23 protein-coding genes and 2 pseudogenes are annotated in these 21,144 nt (G+C 58.7%); 7 read left to right on the forward strand and 18 right to left on the reverse strand.

Going from position 1 to position 21,144, the window contains the following annotated elements:
* Positions 1 to 116: 116 nt before the first annotated feature.
* The 9 genes and pseudogenes from WN73_RS04055 to WN73_RS04095 form a co-directional block, all read right to left on the reverse strand.
* Positions 117 to 1,055, reverse strand: a complete 939-nt coding sequence (locus WN73_RS04055; protein ID WP_271551628.1) for an NAD-dependent epimerase/dehydratase family protein — start codon at positions 1,053 to 1,055, stop codon at positions 117 to 119.
* Between the two features lie 30 nt (positions 1,056 to 1,085).
* A complete protein-coding gene (locus WN73_RS04060) occupies positions 1,086 to 2,249 on the reverse strand; it encodes a glycosyltransferase family 4 protein (RefSeq protein WP_271551630.1) in 1,164 nt (387 codons plus the stop codon).
* Positions 2,246 to 3,172 (reverse strand): NAD-dependent epimerase/dehydratase family protein, encoded by a 927-nt coding sequence (locus WN73_RS04065; RefSeq protein WP_271551632.1) that lies wholly within the window; start codon positions 3,170 to 3,172, stop codon positions 2,246 to 2,248. Before WN73_RS04065 ends, WN73_RS04060 begins: the two co-directional genes overlap by 4 nt.
* Positions 3,173 to 3,214: 42 nt before the next feature.
* Positions 3,215 to 3,784 (reverse strand): acyltransferase, encoded by a 570-nt coding sequence (locus WN73_RS04070; RefSeq protein WP_271551634.1) that lies wholly within the window; start codon positions 3,782 to 3,784, stop codon positions 3,215 to 3,217.
* Positions 3,781 to 4,632, reverse strand: a complete 852-nt coding sequence (locus WN73_RS04075) for a methyltransferase domain-containing protein (protein WP_271551636.1) — start codon at positions 4,630 to 4,632, stop codon at positions 3,781 to 3,783. Before WN73_RS04075 ends, WN73_RS04070 begins: the two co-directional genes overlap by 4 nt.
* Positions 4,633 to 4,912: 280 nt before the next feature.
* Positions 4,913 to 5,149, reverse strand: a pseudogene (locus WN73_RS44325) (glycosyltransferase family protein); the annotation flags it as partial.
* Entirely contained in the window at positions 5,146 to 5,385 is a 240-nt protein-coding gene (locus WN73_RS04085; protein WP_271551638.1) for a hypothetical protein, read from the reverse strand. The gene WN73_RS04085 and the pseudogene WN73_RS44325, both read right to left, overlap by 4 nt.
* A gap of 14 nt (positions 5,386 to 5,399) precedes the next feature.
* Entirely contained in the window at positions 5,400 to 5,702 is a 303-nt protein-coding gene (locus tag WN73_RS04090) for a hypothetical protein (RefSeq protein ID WP_271551640.1), read from the reverse strand.
* 119 nt (positions 5,703 to 5,821) lie between these two features.
* On the reverse strand, positions 5,822 to 6,067 hold the full coding sequence (locus tag WN73_RS04095; RefSeq protein WP_271551642.1) for a hypothetical protein: 246 nt from the start codon (positions 6,065 to 6,067) through the stop codon (positions 5,822 to 5,824).
* An 11-nt stretch (positions 6,068 to 6,078) separates the two neighbouring features.
* Here WN73_RS04095 and WN73_RS04100 point away from each other — a divergent pair.
* The 3 genes and pseudogenes from WN73_RS04100 to WN73_RS04110 form a co-directional block, all read left to right on the forward strand.
* A pseudogene (locus WN73_RS04100) lies at positions 6,079 to 6,239 on the forward strand (phenylacetate--CoA ligase family protein); the annotation flags it as partial.
* A gap of 539 nt (positions 6,240 to 6,778) precedes the next feature.
* Positions 6,779 to 7,033 carry a hypothetical protein gene (locus tag WN73_RS44470; RefSeq protein WP_442870049.1) on the forward strand — a complete coding sequence of 85 codons (255 nt, stop codon included), beginning with the start codon at positions 6,779 to 6,781 and terminating at the stop codon, positions 7,031 to 7,033.
* 63 nt (positions 7,034 to 7,096) lie between these two features.
* Positions 7,097 to 7,522 (forward strand): hypothetical protein, encoded by a 426-nt coding sequence (locus tag WN73_RS04110; protein WP_271551646.1) that lies wholly within the window; start codon positions 7,097 to 7,099, stop codon positions 7,520 to 7,522.
* 13 nt (positions 7,523 to 7,535) lie between these two features.
* Here WN73_RS04110 and fcl read toward each other — a convergent pair whose 3' ends face one another.
* The 4 genes from fcl to WN73_RS04130 form a co-directional block, all read right to left on the reverse strand.
* A complete protein-coding gene (gene fcl, locus WN73_RS04115; RefSeq protein WP_271551648.1) occupies positions 7,536 to 8,477 on the reverse strand; it encodes a GDP-L-fucose synthase in 942 nt (313 codons plus the stop codon).
* Positions 8,458 to 9,528, reverse strand: a complete 1,071-nt coding sequence (gmd, locus tag WN73_RS04120) for a GDP-mannose 4,6-dehydratase (protein ID WP_271551650.1) — start codon at positions 9,526 to 9,528, stop codon at positions 8,458 to 8,460. The genes fcl and gmd overlap by 20 nt, the downstream gene beginning before the upstream one ends.
* 742 nt (positions 9,529 to 10,270) lie before the next feature.
* Complete coding sequence (locus tag WN73_RS04125; RefSeq protein WP_271551653.1) at positions 10,271 to 10,597, reverse strand: hypothetical protein; 327 nt, start codon at positions 10,595 to 10,597, stop codon at positions 10,271 to 10,273.
* A 35-nt stretch (positions 10,598 to 10,632) separates the two neighbouring features.
* Positions 10,633 to 10,875: a glycosyltransferase gene (locus tag WN73_RS04130; protein WP_271551655.1), complete on the reverse strand. Its 243-nt coding sequence runs from the start codon at positions 10,873 to 10,875 to the stop codon at positions 10,633 to 10,635.
* Between the two features lie 388 nt (positions 10,876 to 11,263).
* Between WN73_RS04130 and WN73_RS04135 the strand changes: the two genes are divergently transcribed.
* Entirely contained in the window at positions 11,264 to 11,458 is a 195-nt protein-coding gene (locus WN73_RS04135; RefSeq protein WP_271551657.1) for a hypothetical protein, read from the forward strand.
* A 1-nt stretch (position 11,459) separates the two neighbouring features.
* Here the strand turns inward: WN73_RS04135 and asnB are convergent, their stop codons facing one another.
* The 4 genes from asnB to WN73_RS04155 form a co-directional block, all read right to left on the reverse strand.
* Positions 11,460 to 13,358, reverse strand: coding sequence for an asparagine synthase (glutamine-hydrolyzing) (gene asnB / locus WN73_RS04140; protein ID WP_271551659.1), 1,899 nt, complete (start codon positions 13,356 to 13,358; stop codon positions 11,460 to 11,462).
* Between the two features lie 91 nt (positions 13,359 to 13,449).
* Positions 13,450 to 14,163 (reverse strand): FkbM family methyltransferase, encoded by a 714-nt coding sequence (locus WN73_RS04145; RefSeq protein ID WP_271551661.1) that lies wholly within the window; start codon positions 14,161 to 14,163, stop codon positions 13,450 to 13,452.
* A gap of 2 nt (positions 14,164 to 14,165) precedes the next feature.
* On the reverse strand, positions 14,166 to 15,674 hold the full coding sequence (locus tag WN73_RS04150) for an oligosaccharide flippase family protein (RefSeq protein WP_271551663.1): 1,509 nt from the start codon (positions 15,672 to 15,674) through the stop codon (positions 14,166 to 14,168).
* On the reverse strand, positions 15,655 to 16,569 hold the full coding sequence (locus tag WN73_RS04155) for an FkbM family methyltransferase (RefSeq protein ID WP_271551665.1): 915 nt from the start codon (positions 16,567 to 16,569) through the stop codon (positions 15,655 to 15,657). Before WN73_RS04155 ends, WN73_RS04150 begins: the two co-directional genes overlap by 20 nt.
* Before the next feature lie 587 nt (positions 16,570 to 17,156).
* On the opposite strand from WN73_RS04155, the gene WN73_RS04160 reads away from it, so the two are divergent.
* From WN73_RS04160 to WN73_RS04170, 3 genes are read left to right on the forward strand one after another with little or no spacing between them, the layout of a single operon-like run.
* Positions 17,157 to 18,095, forward strand: coding sequence for a hypothetical protein (locus WN73_RS04160; RefSeq protein ID WP_271551667.1), 939 nt, complete (start codon positions 17,157 to 17,159; stop codon positions 18,093 to 18,095).
* Between the two features lie 17 nt (positions 18,096 to 18,112).
* Positions 18,113 to 19,444: an O-antigen ligase family protein gene (locus WN73_RS04165; RefSeq protein WP_271551669.1), complete on the forward strand. Its 1,332-nt coding sequence runs from the start codon at positions 18,113 to 18,115 to the stop codon at positions 19,442 to 19,444.
* A 4-nt stretch (positions 19,445 to 19,448) separates the two neighbouring features.
* On the forward strand, positions 19,449 to 20,282 hold the full coding sequence (locus WN73_RS04170) for a glycosyltransferase family 2 protein (protein ID WP_271551671.1): 834 nt from the start codon (positions 19,449 to 19,451) through the stop codon (positions 20,280 to 20,282).
* A gap of 589 nt (positions 20,283 to 20,871) precedes the next feature.
* Here the strand turns inward: WN73_RS04170 and WN73_RS04175 are convergent.
* Positions 20,872 to 21,144, reverse strand: a 273-nt coding sequence (locus WN73_RS04175) for a hypothetical protein (protein ID WP_271551673.1), incomplete at its 5' end; no start/stop codon positions are given.

Genomic DNA, 21,144 nt, shown 5'->3' on the forward strand with positions numbered 1-21,144 from the left:
CGCCCTGGTCGAAGAATTGTTGCGCAACCCGGACCTGTCGGAGCAACGATGAGAGAACGCACAACGATGTTTCGCCGGTGTCGGCTGAGCAGCTGCCGGACTTACCCGTAAGGCGTCTAGGGCGAGGCCGATGTGCCGACCGCCAGCCGCAATCCTTGCGTCATGCTGAGCGGCGGCGTCCAGCCCGTCGATAGCGCGGCGGAAGTGTCAATCTCCATAGATCCTACCAAGCTGTAGCGCAGCTCTGGCCTCATCGCTTGGACAGCGAGCGTCAGCACCCTCAAGGGCACCGGCAACAGGATGGCGGTCCGGTTCATCGCCTGTCCGATCCGACGAACGAAAGCAGTGGTCGAAATCTGCTCGTCGTCGGCGACCAGATAGATCCGGTACGGAGGCGGCACCGGCAGGCCGACGAGATGCGCGACAAAGGACGCGAGATTCTGCACGCTGACGAACGCCCGCTTATTATGGACGAGACCAAGCGGAAGCGGGATCCGCCGTCTGATTGCGCCAACGAGGTGACGGAAATTACCGAGCGCTTCGCGTCCATACACCAGTGGCGGGCGCACCACAGCTACCCGCATCTTGGATTGAGACGCCAGGCCCTGCAGCGCGGCCTCGGCCGCCGCCTTTGACCGTCCGTAAACGCCGCGCGGCACCACTGCGTCGTCCGGCGTGAACGGCCCTCGCCCATCGGTCGAGCTTCCGTTGACCAGGATCGTGCTCAGGAAAACGAACCGGGACACCCCCGCCCGCACGGCGGCTTGGGCCAGTTGCATCGTCCCCTGCGTATTCACCGCGTCGTACAGCTCAGCGGCGTGCTCTTCATTGGGGTGATGCACACGGGCGGCTAGATGAACCACCGCGTCCACTCCCGCAAGCGCGGCGTCCCAAACGGTCGCCGGACCGATCGAGCCGACCACCACGTCGTTCTCTCCGGCCCGTCCGGCGCGTAGCGCTCGGCGAACAAGGTAACCGCGGCTCTCGAGCAACGGGACGAGATTGCGTCCGACAAATCCGGTTGCGCCGGTGACGAGGACGACCTGTTGATCCATGGCGGTGCGTGCTCCAGCAAGTCCGGTTCGTTATCGATGCGTTCGAACGGTCTGTTCGATGGTCGAGACGAAACTCTCGGCGAACTCCCGCACTCGCTCGCCCAGTTGATCGTTCATCTCGCGCACTACAAAGACAGGATGCGCGAAATCTTGCAGATGGGCGGCGAGCCCCGGGGCGTCATCCGTGTCGAAGTAGTGCGCGCGCTGTTCCGCCTGCTCGCGGTGCACGTCGATATCGGACAGCACCATCGGCACGCCGAACGACTTGGCCTCCTCGACCGTGGTGCTCCAGCCCTCGAAACGCGAGGGATTGACTAGCGCTGCGCTGGCACGCAGAAGGGCATAGACTTCCGCGAGCGGGATCATGCCGAGGTACCGGAACTGCTGCGCAAGACCGCGCTCTGCCGCTTCACGAAGAATTTGATCCAAATATTCCGGTTCATTCGGATCGCTGCCGCCGGATGCCACGACAACCGGACGGACACCTCGCTCCGCGAGTAACGCGAGCGCCTCAAGGACGATTCTGTGGTTCTTGTGACGCCAGAACTGGTTGGGGACATAGAAATAGGTTCTCGGCAGATCATACTTCTGGAGCACCTGTACCGGATCCAGCTTGAGCAGCTCGGCCGAAGGCTCGCTGGCGAATCTCACGACGGAGGTTCGGCCCTTGGTGCGCGGATAGTAGGAAAGGCAATCGCGTTCGGCGCTGCGGCTGCTCAGAATGATGGTGCGGCCGGACAGGACCTGCAGCTGAAAACCCATTTCACGCCGGCGCCTCGCCTTATTCGAGAACAGATGTGGAAGTTGCCGATGCTGCAGGTCGGGGATCCAGGCAACGGTCGGATAGGGAGAGCTCCATCCGAAGAAGTGGGCGTTCTCCCAGACTGCATCGATCTTGTGGCTGCGAAAGCTGGATATCGCACCGCGATCCTGAGCGAACACGGTCGGCAGCAACGACGTCAGCGCGGGGCGATCAAAATTCGCGGAGCAAACGATCTCGGCAGCCGGGACCTGTCGGATGGGGGCGAGTTCGCCGGCGTCGTGACCTTCGGCCGCGAACACCACAGGCGTAACAGCGCCCGGGCAGTAGTTTGCAAGCGCATTAAACAGGTTGAGCTGGTAATTGTAACCGCCCGCCCAGGCCTTGCGAGAAATCAAGGTGAAAGCGAGCCGGATCGGGCGAGCGACGCTCAATGGGCTTGCTCCTTGTACCAGCTCACATACTGGACGATGCCGTCCTCGACTGGGATGCGCCAGTTAAACGGCAAGGCGGCGAGTTGCCCGGCGTCGGCGACAAGACTGAACGGATCTCCGGCGCGGACCGCGCCCGAAAACCGCACCGCGATGTTGCCGCCCCAGGCTTTCGTCACCAAACGGGCAATCTCCGCGACACTGGTCGCGACGCCGCTACCGCCATTCAGCACCTCTAGGGACACCTCATCAGCTCTCGCCAGCCGTGCAATCAGCTGCACGACATCCCTTACATCGGTCCAGTCGCGCACCTCGTTACCCGTTCCGCCGAGCACGAGCTCCCGCTGGCCTTGCCCGAGCCGCAAGCAGAGGTCCCACAACAGCTGCTTGCGCAGCAAGGGACCGTAGACCGAAAACAAGCGGATGATGGTCGCGCGGATGCCGAACGAATTCGCGTAGCTGCGGCAGAGCTGCTCCATGATCAGCTTGTGATGACCATAAGGTGACATCGGTTGCGTGGTGGCCTGCTCCGAAATTGCGCCGGCATGTTGCGCACCGTAAACCGCGGCGCTGGAGGTGACGACCAGCCGGCACTCGCGCGCGGAACGGCGCAGCCATTCCAGCAGGCTCGCCGTCGCGGCAACGGTTCGGGAGAAGTCCTCGTAGGGCTGCTCGATCGAACGCGCGACCGATGAGCCGCCGGCGAGGTGGAAGATGGCGCTCGGCGTGCCGCCAAGTTGAACCAGGCCGTCCAGATTTGGCGCGTTGATCTCGCCGTTGATCCAGCCCATCAGTCCAAGCTGCTGCCGGTCCGTCTCATCGATCGTACCGTGACCCACGCCATACACGCTCTCGCCCTCCCGGGCGAGGTGATCTATGAGGTGACGGCCGATAAAGCCGTTGCCGCCTGTGACCCAGACGCTCATGAGGCGCGCTCGCGGAAGCCCAGGAAGATGCAGCCGGCCGGATTACGCATGGGAGCCGCCAACGCGTCCGACCACGACAGCCGGATTCCCTGCGACGATGGTATCCGCCGCAACGTCCTTAGTAACGACCGCGCCCGCCCCAATTACCGCGCGCGCGCCAATTTGGACGCCTCGCAGAACATAGGCGCCCGCCCCTACCCAGGTGTCGTCCCCGATCGATACTGGCCGGTCGTCCAGATCGATTTCAGAAGGATGGCCTTTCGTGAAGATCTCCCTGATCTGCTTATGCCGAGCCTGATGATCGATCGGATGCGTAAGATTGTCGAACAGGTTGGCTCCATGTGCGACCAGCACGCGGTCACCGAGGGATATCGAGCAGCCCGACCAAATGCGCGCGCCTTCGCCAACATAACACCAAGAACCGATCTCGATTTGTCCGCCATGAGCGAACGTAAGCAGCTCGCCGCGGATTATGCTGTGCTCACCGATGCGGATAGATTTGGTATCGCGACGGATATTCCGGATCCTCGCGGTGCTCAGAAGGCGGGCGCCGGCGCCGAGCTCGCAAGTCGGGCGCCCTAACAGTCGTTGCAGCAGGAGATCGAGGTTCATTTGGTCATTTGGATGCAGGCGATAGCACGCGCACACCCGGCCTTGTCGTCTGCACGCCCACGCCCGCTGTGAGGATCGAACGCGGTCGCATTCTCGACTGCGGACTGTGATGCCCTTTCCCAGCCCTGCTGGCGGTAACTAAAGAATTCAACCTGATGGCTGGACGGTCCGAACGTATTGATGAGCTGCTCCAGCATTTGGGCATCGAACAGCTGGAACCAGCCGAAATTCTCATATCGGCCGTAAGGAACAGTGAGGAAGCAACGGCCGCCCGACCGAACGATGCGCTTGAATTCGGTTATCGCCGCCGAGAAGCCAAACCGGTCGCTCTCGGCCTTGCTGCGATCGCTTGTGTACAATAGCGTGTTGTCGAGGCCGACGTGCTCGAGCGTCGAGATACAAATCAGCGTGTCGAACAACCCGTCCTGGAACGGACTTTTGCGGAAGTCTCCGAAAACGTATGAGTAGCCTTTGTTCCAGTAGCACCGCTTTTCCGGAGCCAGGGTCATCAAGGTCAAATCTGCCTTGTCCAAGGGATCCCGGCTCAGAATGTATTCGTGGTTGAGGGTCGAGCCCGCGTCCAGAACTTTTCCGAGCTGGCCCGTCGCTCTAAGGCACGAGAACAGCCATGGATACTCCACCACGCGCTCATCGAGCCCGACGCCGAAGCCCGCTGGGAGCGCGGTATTCCGGCGAACGGTGCTCTCGTCGATCGCCTGCACGACTGCCCGCTTCTTCCGGGTATAATAGCCCAGGCTCCACGGCGGACAGCCTCTCAAGGCATGTACCGGCAACAGCGTAGCGTCCAGTAGCTCTTTTGCCTTGAATAGGGCACCATCCACGTGCATCTGTTCGCCTCCTATGCGGCGATGGCCGAGAAGAAGCACGAAAGTGCCCCGTTCCTAATGGTATCGCTCGCTTGCTTGAACAGCATCGGATTATATCATGCAAGCGGAACCAGCGACATGGGTCCGCTCGGCTCGGGCTTGTACCGGCCACCTCACTATATGCGGGCCACCAGGTCCACGAAATCACGCCACTGGCGCGGCTTTGTGTAGATAGGTTCAATTCGTCCCGGCCGCGCTCGGCGACCTCAGCCGACCGGGGCCAGTTCTCCAGGGCCTGCGAAATTGTCGGTGCCGCAAGCTCGGCCGCCCCATAGGTCTGGATGGTCACGCCTGCAGTCATACCGGGCGGGTAATTCCCTTTGTCCGAAACCAGGGGTGCGCCGCACCCCATCGCCTCGAAGCAACGCATGTTCCCGCGATCGGTCCCGGCCATGTCGATCGCACCGTTAAGCACAATTTTCGACGCCCCGAGAGGCTCGTAGAAGCGCCGTCCGAATACCGGTGGGCGGACGATCATGGCCACGGCTCGTGGTGGAGCGCGACCTCGTACGCGCCGGCAAGACCTGCCACTTGCTTCAGCGTTCTGGCCCGCGCGGAAGGGTGTCGCGAGTAGCCGCCGACGAAGAGGACATCGATCGGCCGCTCCCCCCGGGCATACTCGTTCATGATCGGATCGAGCGCCGGAAAAAACGGTTCGGCGCGGCAACCTTTGCTTCGCCAGGATTCGAGGATCGACGGAAAGTTGCCCAGCACCGCACCATAAGCGGTCAGGTCGGCGCTGCCCGAGGGAGCGGCGCGCCAGCAGAGCGTTTTCGGACATATCCTGGCAGCTTGCGCACAAAGGCGCTCGGAAAGCGCACCTCGAGATTGTAGAAAACCTCCGTCCTGTGATGCTCGATCTGGGCGAGCAGAATCTCTTCGAACGAGGCGTTATGAAGCCCGTTTTCGTGCGCCCACAACCGCTGCAAAATCTCATTGTCTGCATTGGTAAACAACGCGTCATCACTCCGGTCAAGCACCGGCACCAAAAAATGCAATGCGCCGAGGCGATCCGCGATAAAGGCGTCCAAGCGCTCCCTGAACGTGTTCAACCCCTTCGCGGGGTGATTGAAATGCGTGAGATAGGAAGGGTAAACGCCACTGTTCTGAAAAAGATGCATCGTTCAGGCCGCTTCGCTGGCGCTCGAGTTCATGCTTGCAAGCGTCGGGGGTGTCCCCCACTTGCGATTTCGATTTCTAACGAGCCAAAGGAACGATCGTCATCGGCCTGTTCTTCTTCGGCGGCGTGCAGTTCTTCTTCCTCGGCGTGCTCGGCGAATACATCGTTGCGATCTTCAACCAAGTCCGGCGGCGGCCGATCGTCGTCGAGCGCGAACGGGTCAATTTTTGACTGCGCTTTCGATGTTGGTCGATCAGCGATCCGCCAAGCCGACATCGACCGTGCTGGCGCCGTTCGCGGCCGGGTTCCGCCCGGATGACGTCGTGCTCAACACCTTCAGCTACCACCTTACCCCGGCGGCTTCATCTTCGATTCGTCGGCGCGTGCGCTTGGCTGCGCGGTGATCCCGGCCGGTCCCGGCAACACCGAACAGCAGTTCGAGCTGATCTAGGCCCACCGGCATGCAGTTGGGGTCAACGATCTGGGTCTGGTTGCCTAGCGGAGCGAGCCCGGAACGTGCGGTTGGCCGCGTAGCCGATGCCGTTATACGTCTCCGGGGCCGTCAGAGCGGCGCTGAGCGATCAATCCTTGCGGCGGGCAAGGAAGGGCGGGCACAGCACCAAAGCGTCATAGGCGCCTTCCTCCCACGTCGAGAACGCCCCCTGCCCTTGGGAACATGGGGCGAAACCTCATTAAGCGGATCGCCCTGCCCGAGCTGAGTGTTGAAGTTCTGGGACGGCTCCCGTTCATGGATGACCGCGACCACAGGCCACGGAACGCCAGCCTTGGCCCTGCGGGTGGCGTTCGCCTAGCTTAGGGCGTTGAGATCGACTGCCATAGGCTCTCCTCGCCAGAAAGGCGATTTCAGGGGTTTTCGCTGCGGGGTTGTGGTGGTAGGAAGGCGCCACACTTGGGCGGGGGGCGGATGCGTTATCGTTTCTTGATTCGATTCGTGGCGCCGCTGCGCTTATTGTCGTAACGGCTCACTTGCACTACACCGCGCCTCCTGAGACGTGGTTTTTCCGCCTCCAAGGGCTGCGCATTTTCAATCAGTCGGTCTTCGCGGTAGCTATATTTTTCGTTCTGAGCGGCCTTGTTCTCTTCCTCCAAATAGAAGGAGAGAAGGTCAATTACGCCCGCCTCGTTATCCGGCGCGCCTTTAGAATTTTCCCGGCGTGCATTTTCGCAGCGACGGCTTCCTATGCGATCTATCTGCTTTGGGTGTGGCGATTGGTTCAATGAGGTGAGTTGGCCACGGGGCATTTCACTGGATTCGTACCTTCACCATGTTGCTTGACGGTCCCGATGCACTTCTACCCCCCGATCTGGAGACTCATCATTGAATGGCGCGTGTCGCTTGCTTTCCCGGCGATGGCGTTGCTGTTCGTGTGGTCGCTGTGGGCGACTGGCATTATCGCCATAGCAGCCGCACTTGCTATCTCAATGCCTCCGGTCTCGCTGATCATGGCGGGGGCCTTCGATATTCCCGGCCCCTACTTCTATGCGGCGTTTTTCAGCACGTTCTTTGTTGCTGGGGCTTTCATCGCTGCGTACCGCCTTCGCCTCGTTCTGTTCTTTCGCAGATGGCCTCTTGCGCGCCACGCCTTGCTGGCCGTCTGCATCTATTATTTGTGTTTGCGGTCAACGTCTAATGATCCGTCCGCAACGACCGCGGCTTGCGGGATAAGAGATCACCGTGCTCAAAACGGAGTCTACGGACATCGCGGATAAGGATGTGCTCAAGCTACCTATGCGAGAAATAGGCTTCGTAAGCACGCTTCACACCGTCGGCGAGCGGGGTCCGCGCAGTCCAGCCGAGTTGCGCGAGGCGGCCGACGTCGAGCAGCTTGCGCGGGGTGCCGTCGGGACGTGAGGTGTCGAAACTGATCTCGCCGCGATAGCCGACGACGGAAGCTACGACGCGTGCGAATTCGGCGATGGTGATGTCCTCGCCGGTGCCGATGTTGATCAGCTCGGCGCCGGAATAGGTCTTCATCAGGTGCACGCAGGCGTCCGCCATGTCGTCGACATAGAGGAACTCGCGTCGCGGCGTGCCGGTGCCCCAGACCGCGACGCTCTTTGCGCCCGCAAGTTTTGCCTCGTGAAAGCGGCGGATCAGAGCGGCAACCACATGGCTGTACTCGGGATGATAGTTGTCGCCCGGTCCATAGAGATTGGTCGGCATCACGCTGATGAAATCACATCCATACTGGCTGCGATAGGCTTCCGCCATCTTGATGCCCGCGATCTTGGCGATGGCATAGGGCTCGTTGGTGGGCTCGAGCGGGCCGGTCAGCACGGCATCTTCGCGCAGAGGCTGGGCTGCCAGCTTCGGATAGATGCAGGAGGAGCCGAGAAACATCAGCTTTTCGACGCCATTTTGATGAGCGGCGTGGATCACATTCGCGGCGATCGCGATGTTGTCGTAGATGAACTCGGCGCGCAGCGTGTTGTTGGCGACGATGCCGCCGACCTTGGCGGCGGCGAGGAAAACCACCTGCGGCCGCACCTTTGCGAACCAGTCGAACACGGCGGCCTGGTTGCAGAGATCGAGCTCGTTCCGTGCGACGGTGAGAAGCCGCACGTCCTCCCGGGCCAGCCGGCGCAGAAGCGCACCGCCGACCATGCCGCGATGGCCGGCGACGTAGACGCTCTTGCCCGTCAGCTCAAACGGTGCGTTTGCCATGGGCGGCGTCCCGTTTCGCCTCCGTCAGATCGCTCGCCATCATCTCCGCGACGAGCTCCGCAAACGTCCGCTTTGGTTTCCAGCCCAGAACCTCGCGCGCCTTGCTAGCGTCGCCGACGAGGAGATCGACCTCGGTGGGGCGGAAATAGGTTGGATCGATTTTCACCACTGCCTTGCCGCTCCCGGCATCGACGCCTGTCTCGTCGACGCCCTTGCCGCGCCATTCGATGCGGCGGCCAACTTGTGCAAACGCTAGCTCGACCATCTCGCGTACCGAGCGGGTCTCGCCGGTGGCGAGCACGAAGTCGTCCGGCTTGTCCGCCTGTAGGATCAGATGCATGCCCTCGACATAGTCTTTGGCATGGCCCCAGTCGCGTTTGGCCTCCAGATTGCCGAGATAGAGCGCGTTCTCCAGACCCACCTCGATGCGAGCGACGCCGCGGGTGATCTTGCGGGTGACAAAGGTCTCGCCACGGATCGGGCTTTCGTGGTTGAACAGGATGCCGTTGCTGGCGAACATGCCATAGGCTTCGCGGTAATTCACGGTGATCCAGTAACCGTAGAGTTTTGCCACGCCGTAAGGCGAGCGCGGATAGAACGGCGTGGTCTCCTTCTGTGGGATCTCCTGCACCAGGCCATAAAGCTCGGAGGTCGAGGCCTGGTAGAAACGCGTCTCCTTCTCCAAGCCGAGGATGCGGATCGCTTCCAGGAGCCGCAGCACGCCGATCGCATCGGCATTGGCGGTGTATTCCGGGCTCTCGAAGCTGACGCCTACATGACTTTGGGCAGCGAGATTGTAGATCTCGGTCGGCCTGATCTGCTGCACCAGGCGGATTAGGTTGGTCGAGTCGGTCATGTCGCCGTAGTGCATCAGGAACGGGACGTCGCCGACATGCGGATCCTGGTAGAGATGATCGACGCGCGCGGTGTTGAACGAGGACGAGCGCCGCTTGATGCCGTGCACGACATAGCCAAGCGACAGCAGATGCTCGGCGAGATAGGCGCCGTCCTGGCCCGTCACACCGGTGATCAGAGCGACCCGTTTGGTCATGGCCTGACTTGTTCCCATAGCATGTGAAATAAGGATGGACGCCGACAAGGCGCCAAGCGAAGCATGTTCTTGCGCTCTTCTTGGACATATCGCCAGTCGGGGTCAACCCCCGGTGCGCAGACGTGGTTCGCGGCCCCGGGGCGCCCCACGACCGATTGGCCCCGCAGACAACCGCGCTACCCGCCAATCCAATGGATGGCGCTTCCCAAACATGATACTGAGAAGCACCGCGCGATTGGGCTGCATTGCCCGCTCGCTCCCGAGAAACCCAACAGTTAAGCCCGAATGTCCCGAAACCAAGAGAGCACGGCGAAAAACCACGTGCTGCGCCCTGCAGTTTTTTTCGACCGCGATGGCGTCCTGAACGTCACAGCGAATATCTCTTCGACAGCTCGCCCCGGATTATGCCGTTGGCACCAATCGCGATGCAATCGCTATCGCCGCGTATGTTACGAATTCGCGCAGTTCGCAGCAATCGCGCGGATCCAAGACTGCAGGTGGCGCGCCCGAAAAAGCGCTGCAGGTGGTAATCAACATTCATCCTATTAGCTGGATGCAGGCAATTGTACGCGCGCAGCCGGCTCTGTCATCAAGCCGACCCCGTCCGCTGTGCGGATCAAAAGCGGTCGCGTTGATAACTTGCATTTTCGAAGCCCGCTCCCACCCCGTTTTATTATATTGAAAGAATTCCAAATCGAACGATGAGGGCGAGAAGGTTTCGATTAAAAGCTGCATCATTTCCTTATCGAACACCTGAAACCACTCGAAATTTTCCTATTTTCCGTATGGGACCGTTAATCGTCGATCCTGCATCGAGCATCCGACCAAGTGAACCGTCACTGCGTCTCAGCTGATGAAATAACCGCGGATATTCGACGACTCTTTCATCCATCGCGATGCCGAAAGAATCCGGAAGCGGCCGACCAATCTGCACGGCCATCTTATCAATTGCAGCTTCAATAAGCGATTTCTTCCTTGTATAATAGCCGAGCGACCAAGGTGGGCGCCCTCTCAAAGTGTAGAATGGAGACGCCGCCGCATCCGCCATTTCCTTCAGTTTGAAAAACACTCCGTCAACGTGCCTAAGAACCCTCTAGAGCCTTTTCAAGAGCGTTCTAAATAGGACCCACTTCGCTCTTTGCTATACAAATCGCTTATATTGTTTCGTCCTTTGCCAGCTATCTTTCTCACATCGCTCCAGTTGGCTTGGCACTGTTCTATCTGGTCGAGGCAGTTCCCGCCTGTCTCGTAAGTCAATATCGTTTCGCCCACATCCATTCCTTCCGGATACTTGCCTGCATCCGATAGAAGCAACGCGCCGCAGCCAATGGCTTCGAAACAGCGCATGTTCCCCCGATCGTTGCCAGCGCGGTATGATGTCGCGAATAGCCTCCGACAAAAAGGACATTGATCAACCGGTCGCCATGTCCATATTCTACCATCGAAGGGTCGAGCGGGGGGAAATAGCTCTGCTCGACAACCTTTGCTGCGCCAGGATACCAGAATCGAAGGAACGTTTCCAAGCACCGCGCCATAGGCTGTTAAATCTGCGTTGCCCGATGGTGCGGCCCGCCAACAGAGGGTCTTCTTGACCCCCCGGTAGCTTGCGAACAAACGAACTCGGGTACCGCACGGGATCTAGGTTGTAAAAAACCTCAGTCCGATGGCTCTCAATTTGAGCGAGTAATATGCTTTCAAGCGACGGTTTGCCTGGCATACCCTTTTCGCGCGTCCAATGACGCTGCAAGATTTCATCGTCGCCGTTCGTGAAGAAGGCATTGGAGTTTCCTTCGAGCACCGGTTTCAAGAAATGCAGTGCACCAAATCGATCGGCCAAAAAGATCCGGCGTCGCTCGTCGAAACTAGGCGCTCCAGACGCGGCGCCTTAGATATGACGGATAAAGGCCGCTGTTTTGGAACAAACGCATAATTCAAGCGAGCCTCGCAAGCATCCATTTCATGTTCAGATACGGCCAAACCCGTCCGACCGATTCCCAATCCCAGGCCTTCGATGCCGTCAAGCGGCTGACCGCCTTGCGTAATGCAGGCTCGTCCACCAGCTCTGCGAATGCCGGAACGTTCTTATCGAGCAAGCTAGCCGTCCAGCCGGCAAGAGGCCCGTTCAACCACTCCGGCATCGGCGAGTTAAACCCCACCTTCCGGCGTCCCATGCGGATGGACTCCGGCATCTGATGTTCCATTGCCCGCCGCGCAATGACTTTCGTGTAGCCACTGGAGGATTTGCTCGTCTCCGGCAACGCCATCGTGTAGGTAACCAAACGCCAGTCCATGAAGGGCATCCGAACCTCGATGCCATGGGCCATCGAGAGGCGATCGTAGTTTCGCAGGATTGTCGGCAATACGGTGCCGTGAAACATTCGATAGAGGCGGCGGTTGAACGAGCCCCAATCGCGCGGCAGCACGTCGTCATCACCCACAAGACTGAACTGGCGGGGAATTTGGCGCAGTCCGCCGCGCAAGAAATACTGCCCCTGACGCTTGATCATCAGCGCCCTCAACAGATCCACACCGCGCCTGGTCAGCGCTGAATTCGAGGAAACTCCCGCTAGGGCATTTCTGATCCAGAAAGCTCCGTATTGCCCCCCCTGGAAATAGCCCCCCATCAACTCATCGGCCCCGTGGCCATCGATCGACACCGACACGTTCTGGCGTCTGAGTTCGCGATAGATCAACCAGATCGCACTCGGAAGCCCGATATAGACGTCATCATTGTCGTCGAGGATTTGGTCCAGGTCCGTCAGAGCGTCCGTCCGACCGATCTCAAGGTAGGTCGGATCGACTTCCGCCCACGCGGCCGCCTCCTCGGCCATTGGCCGCTCATCGTTCGATGCGCCTGGAAATGTCGCGACAAAGGCGTGGCGCCACGATGTGCTGTCGCGCGGTCCCATCCCGGCCTTTTCGTGCGCCGCCATGGTGCAAATCACCGCCGATGAATCAAACCCTCCCGACAAGCAAGTCCCGATGGGCACGTCGCTGCGCATCCTTAGCGCGACGGCATCCTGGAACAATTCGCGAAAGCGTTCGACGCGTTCGGCTTCGGTTTTCGGCACCGCCGGCAAATGATCGATGGTGCGCCACCAGCGTCGGATCTCCAGCTGCCCGTGACGCAGCCACAAGCAATGGCCGCTCTGCAAGCGGCGCACTTCTTGGCAGAGGGTCCGCTCGCTACCTTCGACTCCGAAGGCATCCAGCAAAAGCCGCCGCGCCACGTCGACATCCAGCGACGTCCCGATCAGTCCGCTTCGCACCAGGGCGCGCTGCTCCGACGCGAAAACGAAGCGCTCCGGCGACATCGCATAGAGAAGCGGCTTGATGCCGAAGCGGTCGCGCGCGAGGAACAGTTCCCTTGTTTCGGTGTCGTAGATTGCCAGCGCCCACATTCCGTTGAAGCGCAGCAACATCCCTTCCCGCCACTCTCGCCACGCTGCAAGAATAACCTCGGTATCAGATTGAGTGCGGAAGATCGCACCCCGCGCCTCGAGTTCGCGCCGAAGCTCGAGGAAATTGTAGATTTCGCCATTGAAGACGATCACATGGCGACGATCATCCGACAACATCGGCTGGTAGCCGCCCTCTCCCGGATCGATAACCGCCAGCCGGCGATGACCCATGGCGACATCGCGATCAGCACTGAACCAGGTTCCCGCGCCGTTCGGGCCGCGATGCGCCAAGAGGTTCGTCAAGCGCGATATCGCCGCCTGCTCAATCGCGTTGCCACGGAAATGAACGATACCCGCAATCCCGCACATGACTAAAAGACCTTCGCTGACAAAAGGCGGCTCGCAATCACACACATCTCCCGCCAACATGTCGCGTCATACGGCCCGCTTCGCGAAACGGCAACGACTATCACGAAATGCTGGCCGCCAAGGCAGTGTCTCATCCTTCTGTCGCCGAGGACTATCCGAGCTTCTTGAACAGTGCGTCCATGAAGATGACGTGGCCGTCCCCTGCAGTGAATTGCTCTATGGCTCCGGCGAAACGATGTCCCGTCTCGCCCAGAAGTTTGCTCAGGTCTTCAAAGGTTGGAGCTCCCTTGTAGAGCTCGTCAAAGGAAATCTCGACGATCACCGCCCTCGCCGCCGCTATCGTTTTCCTGCCTCCCGCAATGACTTCGGCTTCATAACCCTGAACATCTATCTTGATCACGAGATCTTCGAGCGGTGGCGTCGGGAATTCGACGCACACGCCGTCCAGCGTCCGGACTTCGACGGGAACGCTGGTCTGAGCACGAGTTTGGGGAAAGAGCTCCTCACACATCCCAGTCGTCGGCATCAGCGACGACGACGGCGAATGCTCGCTATGGAAGTGCATGTTCACCACGCCTTGCCTGGCCCCGAGCGCGAAGTTCAGGGCGGTCATGCGACCGTCACTGTCCCGTTCCATGCCTTTCAAGAGCTTGTATGCCGCGGGAAGCGGCTCGAAGCACCAGATCTTCGCGCGGGGAAACCGGTTGAGCGCCACACGCGCGAACTGTCCCGTATTGGCTCCGATATCCAGCACATTTCGTACGTTTTCGCCCGAAAGTCCGAGAAGCGTTTCTTTCGGATGCTTGGACAAGCGTTCGATGTGAAGATCAAACTTGGCGAGAAATGCAGTGGCGAGGTGCTTCATGCTCATATGTCAACGGCCTTCGTTCCGCCATGCCGCTTTAGCGACGGCAGCAAACTATCGCGTATCAGCCTTGTTGAGGGATTGGTCAAGACGGCCAATCCGATCACGAGCGTCCCGCCAGCCAACCCCGCCAGCGCACTTGTCGATGTGCCGAGCGACGCGCGCATAGCGAAATAGAATGTCAGGCTTGCTATCGGCGCAACGACGCAAAGAATTGCAAAGCGCAGATCCGAAGGCCGCCACAGATGTTCCGACCCGCCAAGGCTGTTGGCATGCACCATTCGCATGCACCAAACGCTTCCGACGACGAGCCCGGACGTGACGCCGACAACAACTCCGCGCTCGCCGGCGAGCAGGCTGAATGCATAGGCAAGAACGGAACTGCCAACGGAGATCAGCAGGTGGGAAACGATGACGGGAGACAGGTATCCCGCGGCGGTCGCCAGGAAGTAGGAGGGCGCGCTCAAAATGTTGATGGTCCAACCTACGCTGAGTACCGCAACGAAGACGACAAAAGAATCGTTGCTCTTGCCTATCCACAGTATTGCGATCAGGGGAGCCGACACGACAAGGAATGCCATCGTCGGCAGCGAGAAGAAGAGCGTCATGGACAAGGCCGAGCGATAGGCAGCCAGAAGCTCTACGCGAGAGAGCGCGGAAAGCCGGGCAAAGTAGGGCGACATGACCTGATTTGCCATGACGATCAGGTTTCTCGCCTGCTGGAGCAAGCGAGAGGCCATATCGTAGTAGGCGACAGCGTCGAGCGTTTCGACCCTGGCCAAGATGATCCGGGTAGCTGGCTCAAATACCAACATGGCAAGGCCTGCAACATGCAACTTCAATCCGTAGGCGAAGAGCAGGCGCATGTCCTTGCGCCCGGCTCTTCGTGGCACGAAACGAAATCCCGGAAGGCTGCGCTTCAGATGCAAGGCAGAAACTGCGATCGAAACAACGTGTTGGATGATCTGCGCCCATGCGACACCGAGAAGTCCGTAGACCGGCACAAGGGATACGGTTGCCGAGAGCATGACCAGGGTCGCGGTGATGTTTGCATAGGATCGCTGGTCGGTACGAAAAACCGCCGTAAGCGCATTCAGATAAACTTGCCCCATCGTCATGACCGCAAGCAGCACCAGCGCCCATGGGACCAGCGCTTGCGCTTCATGCGAGGAACCTTGGACGGATAACGGGATCAAGAACCGCAATGCTGCGGCCGAGACGAGGCCCAACGGCGCAAGTAGAACGAGAGTCCCCACGACTGCGGAATCGACCAGATCCGGCGATCGCCGAGGGTCATCGGTCTGCAATGGAAGGTAACGTATCAATCCCCTCGACAGCCCGAGATCGGCGCCGCGTCCAATCGCGGCGATGCTGAAAACGACTGCCCAAAGACCGACCTGATCCGAGCCGAGAGCACGCAGGAGGTACCCGTACAGAAATGCGAGTGCGACGCCCTGGATAACAACATCGGCCAGGGAGGCTATCGCCTGCCTAGTGACTGTCGCGCGCATCGATAAAGCCCAGCTTGTCGCGCGGTACAAACATCAGATTGGTATAACCATACCTGACCTGGGTCTGGTGTGGCCTGGGGCCACTTCTTGATGCCTCAAACGCGACGTAACCGCGGGGAAGCAGCCATTCAACGATGGATCGCGAAGCGGGAACGTTCGGAAGGTCGAAATCGCCGAATTCTGCGATGACGACAGGCTTGTATTTCGCAAGCGATTGTTCGGCACCGATCAAAACCCTCAGCTCGGCGCTCTCCGCATCGATCTTCATGACGTCGATGCGTTGATGGCCCAGCTCGTTCCAGATGTCGTCGAAGCGGCGCGCCCGAACATCGACAGGGATTCCGGTTCGCTCGAGCCCGCGTCCAACGAATGCAGAGTTGAACGATGAATGCGCATCCCCGTAGTCGCGAAACTCGAGTGTTTTTTCCTCATCGAAAGCGGCGTACTCGACGACGCTTGCGCAACCGGCTCCGATGGAGCCGGAAAGGTTCGCGCTCAGCAGGCTGCGTGTCCGCGGCATGGGCTCGAACGCAACCACATGCCCGCTCCCTCCGACGAGCCGCACGGCAAGTTTCGAAAAAAACCCAAAGTGAGCGCCAATATCCACAAACGTGTTGCCCTCGCGCAGAGCTGCAAGCAAGAAACGGCAAACGTTCTCATCGTAATAACCGAAGCGATAGATCATTGCCGAAACCGGCTCGGGAACCACAACCCGCATCGTCTCGCCCCAGAACGTTTGGGCAGGAACTTCCTTGACGCGCCCGAGCGTCCGCAGAAAAGCAGGCGTCACAGCGCGCAGGGGGTCGGCGACCAGTCGCTGTATCCGTGACGCATGCCGCCGGGCGACTGCAGCCTCAAAAGCTTCGGCAAGTTCTCCGCTCAGGCTTCGCGACACGACCAACTCCTAGTCACCACCTGCCCCTCAAGGTCTATATGTGGGTCATAACGAGGTTCGCTTGGATCGTCTACCGCGAATAATTGCCGCTAACGGTCCGCCTGATCGATGGGTTCATGGGATCGTTGGGGACCTTCCTTGCCGAGATCGCAGGAGCTCCCGCCGGTCGGGGCCAATCTAGGATGCGCTGGTCCCCCGAGTTCTTGGACCAGCCTCAGTGCGAGTTTTCCGGCCAAGCACTGGGCGGGGCCCTGGCCAACGATGAAGCCCCGGTCTATAGAGCAACAGATCGCGTCCGCCTTGCAGCGGACGGAGACAGCAATCTCGGTCGAGGAGGCGCGCCAATCTCACGTACGGGGCCCGGAGATGATCTACTTCGTTCGGGCACGCCTCGAAATCGAGAAGCGCGTGCATCAATTGAAGACTGCATAGCGCAATTCCAGCACTGCGACCGGCTGCTTTAGTGAGAGATCGCCGCGAAGTTCATTTAACCTTCATCAACAACCTGCACTTCTTGACAGACTATCGCAAGCGGTCGAAGGATGGATCGGCAAAACCTGAATTCGAGGGAACGGAACAACTGCTTAATGGCTGCTCCGATTGCACTTTTCGTTTTTCGACGGCCTGACAAAACGAGAGCCACGCTGGCATCTCTTGCTCGCTGCAGGGGGATAGAAAACACAGATTTGTATATTTTCTGCGACGGTCCTCGCGGCACGCGCGACGAGCAGGCGGTCGCGGATGTGCGCGCCATCGTCCAGGCCTTCGACCATCCACGAAAGACCCTCGTCATCTCGACTGAGAACCAGGGCCTCGCCCGCTCGATCATCGCCGGTGTCACTCGCTTGTGCGAACAATACGGCCGCGTCATTGTTGTCGAAGACGACCTGACCGTCTCACCTGCATTTCTTGACTATATGAATACCGGCCTCGATACCTTTGCAGATGATCCACGCGTCATGCAGATCTCTGGATTTGCGTTTGCGCGAAGCAACGCATCGCCGAACTCGACAGCACGGTTTTTGCCAGTCACGACGTCTTGGGGCTGGGCTACATGGGAACGATCGTGGCACGATTTTGATCCCGATGCCCGAGATACCGATGCCTTGCGCTCCAACTACGCGCTTAGATCGCGCTTCGACCTTGGTGGACTATTTGGCTATTACGACATGCTACAGAGGCAAGAAGCGGGCCGCATAGATAGTTGGGCAATTCGATGGTACTGGGCGGTGTTCCGCCGAGATGGGTTAGTGCTCTACCCTCCCATCAGCCTCGTTCGGAATGATGGGCTCGACAGCTCGGGAACTCATACGTCCCGTTCAAAACTGCTATGGCGAGGCCTAAATCACGAGTTACCGGAATCGTTGCCGCCGATGCCTGACCAGGTGGCGATCAATCATGCGGCACTTGCTGAGCTTGCCAGCGTTGTAGATCCCCTCTTCTATCGGCGAGTCAGAAACGTTTTGCGATGTCTCGTTTTCCGCGTCAATCTGTCGTTGCAAAATTCAAAGCGAAGACCAAGTTAGTTTGAGAGCCGTGAACGATGAGCGGAATTATATTTCAATTACTCGGCCTTACTTTGCTGAGTCTTTTGCCGATCGCATCATTGGTGTATTTTTCTTCGTTACAAGTATTAGGTATCAATCACGAATCCTCGTATTTTGCCGTATGGTCTGTAATTGTTTGGTTTATACCTTTGGCTCTCCTTCTGCCGAATTTTATTCGTCGCCAGATGACAATTACAGCAATAGACGTTATGTTCTGCCTAGTTTCTGTCTTGCTTGCTGTCCATCTTAAGGTTTTCACGCTCGCTGCAGGCCTGCGCGATTGGGTCCTCCTCGTGACGTTCTGGATCGGCCCTTACGCTGCAGCGAGGCTCGTTTCCGTGCAAGACATAACGCGCTTTCTCAAGATCCTCGGCGCGATAACGCTGACAGTAAGCGCTGCAACGATCGCGTGGCAGATCTCAATGCAGTTGACGGTGGGAAATAATTTGCGACCGCTAATGCTGGGTATTAATCACGGCGTACTAATTGTAGCCCTTGCGCTCGGCATGTTCGTCACGATCCAAGCCAGCGGCGCGTCCGAGAAGAAGTCGAGTGCAACCTGGATGAGGCCCATTATCGCCGCACTGGTTACCGCGGAGCTCGTGGTACTGGGGGCACGCGGCGTCGTTATTGCGATTATCGCGAGCAGCTTGCTAATGGTACTAGCGCCTGTCCGCGATGGACGCCGCGGGCGTATCGCAGCTTTCGCCGCGATTCTTATCGGAGCCTCGCTCGCACTGATATTGAACAACGTTGCCCGCGACTTCATGGTGCGTGCCTATCTGCCGCTAGAACAGCCGGCCGGCGCCGGCATTCCGACAGAGAGTCTGAAAGCCGACGTTCCGAGAGAAAGTGTAAAACAAGTATCGAAGGAGGAGTGTGATAAACTCAGCAAAATGGTTGATTCGACGCCGATTCGGCTTTGGCTGATTCGGGAAGGCTTTTCACTTTTTCAAGACACGCCGGTATTCGGAATCGGGTTCGATAATTTCGCCGCCTACACTTGCCCAGGCAGCTTTCCGCATAGCACTATTTTACAAGCCTTCGTCGAGATGGGCGCTATCGGGGGCATTGCGTACGTGCTAATGCTCGGCGCAGCAACATTCTCGTTGATTGTCTTGGCGATCGACCGGACAAGTCGCTCAGCGATTGTTGTGCTCGCGTTGCTCTCATTCTTTATAATTCTCGATCAGTTCTATGGACGAATTCCGTTGTCATCGACAATTGGTCTCTTTCTGGGCTTTTCAGCAACACTCGTTACGAGATCCGATCTTCCATACTTGCGCGGCTGGCACATTCGAAGTTCTGAAAAACTCTGGGTGAGATAAGCCAATGATGACTATGACGAATGACGAAGCTTTCCCTGGGACGATCGCCTCCTTCCCGACCCTGTCGATTATCACGCCGTCCTTCAACCAAGCGACTTTCTTGCCCCAGACGCTCGACAGCGTTCTTAAACAGAAATATCCAAAGCTCGAATACATTGTCATCGACGGTGGTTCCACAGATGGGTCCCGCGAGATTATAGAAAGCTACAGTGACCGCTTGACATTTTGGGTTAGCGAGAAAGATCGGGGCCAAGTGCACGCTCTCAACAAGGGATTGCAGCGCGCCACTGGCGACTGGGTAGGCTGGCAAAATTCCGACGATTTCTATTTGCCCGGAGCTTTTGAATCCTTTGCCGTGGCCACTCAACGCTATCCCGATGCCGATATCGTTGTAGCCGATATCGTCCTCGTCGACGAGGCCGGCACGCCGATCCGTGATGTCAGATACGTCAAGCCAACCTACGAAAGCGTATTCGCGGAGGGCATGTTGCTGGCAAATCAGGCCGCGTTCTGGCGCCGGGCGCTGCACGAGCGCGTTGGGTTTCTCGATGAGCGGTACAATTGCTCATTCGATTATGATTGGTTCATTCGCCTCCTAAAGTGTGGACGCGCGGTCCATGTTCGGGAACATTGGGGCTGTCTTCGGTATCATGACCAATCGAAGACGAGTGTCCTTGCCGAACATTTTGCGAAGGAGAACCTGGCAATTCGTGGTGGGCACGCACCGTCAGGCTTGAGCGTCGCCTACTCCCAATTGCGCCGCCTCGCCCTGACGCTTGCCCGCGGCGATATTGGATACGTAATGCGCGGCTTACGGCGGCGCACTGGCGGTAAATAGGCGCGGAGGCAAGAATGACCGCCTGAGGTTTCGTTTGACTTTCAAAATTGGCGCTGACGAAATTCTGTTGATGCGTGACCGTGGCAGAGGCTTTGTACGCTTCGCTGTGGTCGTGACCTGCTGAGCCGCAACACTCACTATCGAGCGGGTGTATCCCTTAGATGCGGCCGGACTTTTATCGGATAGACCGCGCCACTTCGCCTGGCGCACCAATCCAGTCGAAATGGCATTCTCGAAACCGAAGGAGCGTTGCGCACCGGCTCTGCCCGCACCGCGCGGACGCCTTGCAGGCAATCGCCCACGCACCGAATGTCGAAATTATCTCACCGCCGCTGGCCGTCATCAGTGCCGGGCCATCTCTGAAATCTGAAATGTTGCTGATGGTGGAAGCAGATCATCTTGATCGAGCCTGGCCGCCAAGCGCGCGGATATCGCCACGGCATGAAGACGTTCCGGTGCGAGAGGTCGCAGTGTAGGCCTCGCCGCCATCGGTCCATTTGCGCTCAGCTTCGTTTCAACAGATGCGCCGACTAATGGAGGGCGGCGGCGCTCGTCAACCTTAAGCTTATTCTTTGTGAGGTCCGTACTCCTATCCAATCATAAAGTGTCCAATAACTTGATCGACCCAATGTAAGCCGGAGGCGCTGCTGTCATTTATTGCATCGGCACTGGAAGGAAATAACCACGCCATCTCTTTCACTTCGCTTGAGAAGGCCCTCTTCGGGCCAAGTAAATCATAGACCTGATCCAACTGAGATTTGGTCATCGGTGAGCTCCCATCAACGGGCTCCTCCGTCTGAATGGACAGAAATTGAAATGTGTTGTTGTTCGCGGACGTATGACTGGCGGTTGCGACTAGAAC

This window comes from Bradyrhizobium sp. CCBAU 45394, assembly GCF_028128655.1.
GTDB classification, from domain to species: domain Bacteria; phylum Pseudomonadota; class Alphaproteobacteria; order Rhizobiales; family Xanthobacteraceae; genus Bradyrhizobium; species Bradyrhizobium diazoefficiens.

Coding starts and splice junctions, on each gene's coding strand:
- WN73_RS04055 (WP_271551628.1), bottom strand. CDS start 1,055: ATGGATCAACAGGTCGTCCTCGTCACCGGCGCAACCGGATTTGTCGGA.
- WN73_RS04065 (WP_271551632.1), bottom strand. CDS start 3,172: ATGAGCGTCTGGGTCACAGGCGGCAACGGCTTTATCGGCCGTCACCTC.
- WN73_RS04070 (WP_271551634.1), bottom strand. CDS start 3,784: ATGAACCTCGATCTCCTGCTGCAACGACTGTTAGGGCGCCCGACTTGC.
- WN73_RS04075 (WP_271551636.1), bottom strand. CDS start 4,632: ATGCACGTGGATGGTGCCCTATTCAAGGCAAAAGAGCTACTGGACGCT.
- WN73_RS04095 (WP_271551642.1), bottom strand. CDS start 6,067: ATGTCGGCTTGGCGGATCGCTGATCGACCAACATCGAAAGCGCAGTCA.
- WN73_RS04110 (WP_271551646.1), top strand. CDS start 7,097: ATGCACTTCTACCCCCCGATCTGGAGACTCATCATTGAATGGCGCGTG.
- fcl (WP_271551648.1), bottom strand. CDS start 8,477: ATGGCAAACGCACCGTTTGAGCTGACGGGCAAGAGCGTCTACGTCGCC.
- gmd (WP_271551650.1), bottom strand. CDS start 9,528: ATGACCAAACGGGTCGCTCTGATCACCGGTGTGACGGGCCAGGACGGC.
- WN73_RS04130 (WP_271551655.1), bottom strand. CDS start 10,875: ATGCGCTGTTTCGAAGCCATTGGCTGCGGCGCGTTGCTTCTATCGGAT.
- WN73_RS04135 (WP_271551657.1), top strand. CDS start 11,264: ATGACGCTGCAAGATTTCATCGTCGCCGTTCGTGAAGAAGGCATTGGA.
- asnB (WP_271551659.1), bottom strand. CDS start 13,358: ATGTTGGCGGGAGATGTGTGTGATTGCGAGCCGCCTTTTGTCAGCGAA.
- WN73_RS04145 (WP_271551661.1), bottom strand. CDS start 14,163: ATGAAGCACCTCGCCACTGCATTTCTCGCCAAGTTTGATCTTCACATC.
- WN73_RS04150 (WP_271551663.1), bottom strand. CDS start 15,674: ATGCGCGCGACAGTCACTAGGCAGGCGATAGCCTCCCTGGCCGATGTT.
- WN73_RS04160 (WP_271551667.1), top strand. CDS start 17,157: ATGGCTGCTCCGATTGCACTTTTCGTTTTTCGACGGCCTGACAAAACG.
- WN73_RS04165 (WP_271551669.1), top strand. CDS start 18,113: ATGAGCGGAATTATATTTCAATTACTCGGCCTTACTTTGCTGAGTCTT.
- WN73_RS04170 (WP_271551671.1), top strand. CDS start 19,449: ATGATGACTATGACGAATGACGAAGCTTTCCCTGGGACGATCGCCTCC.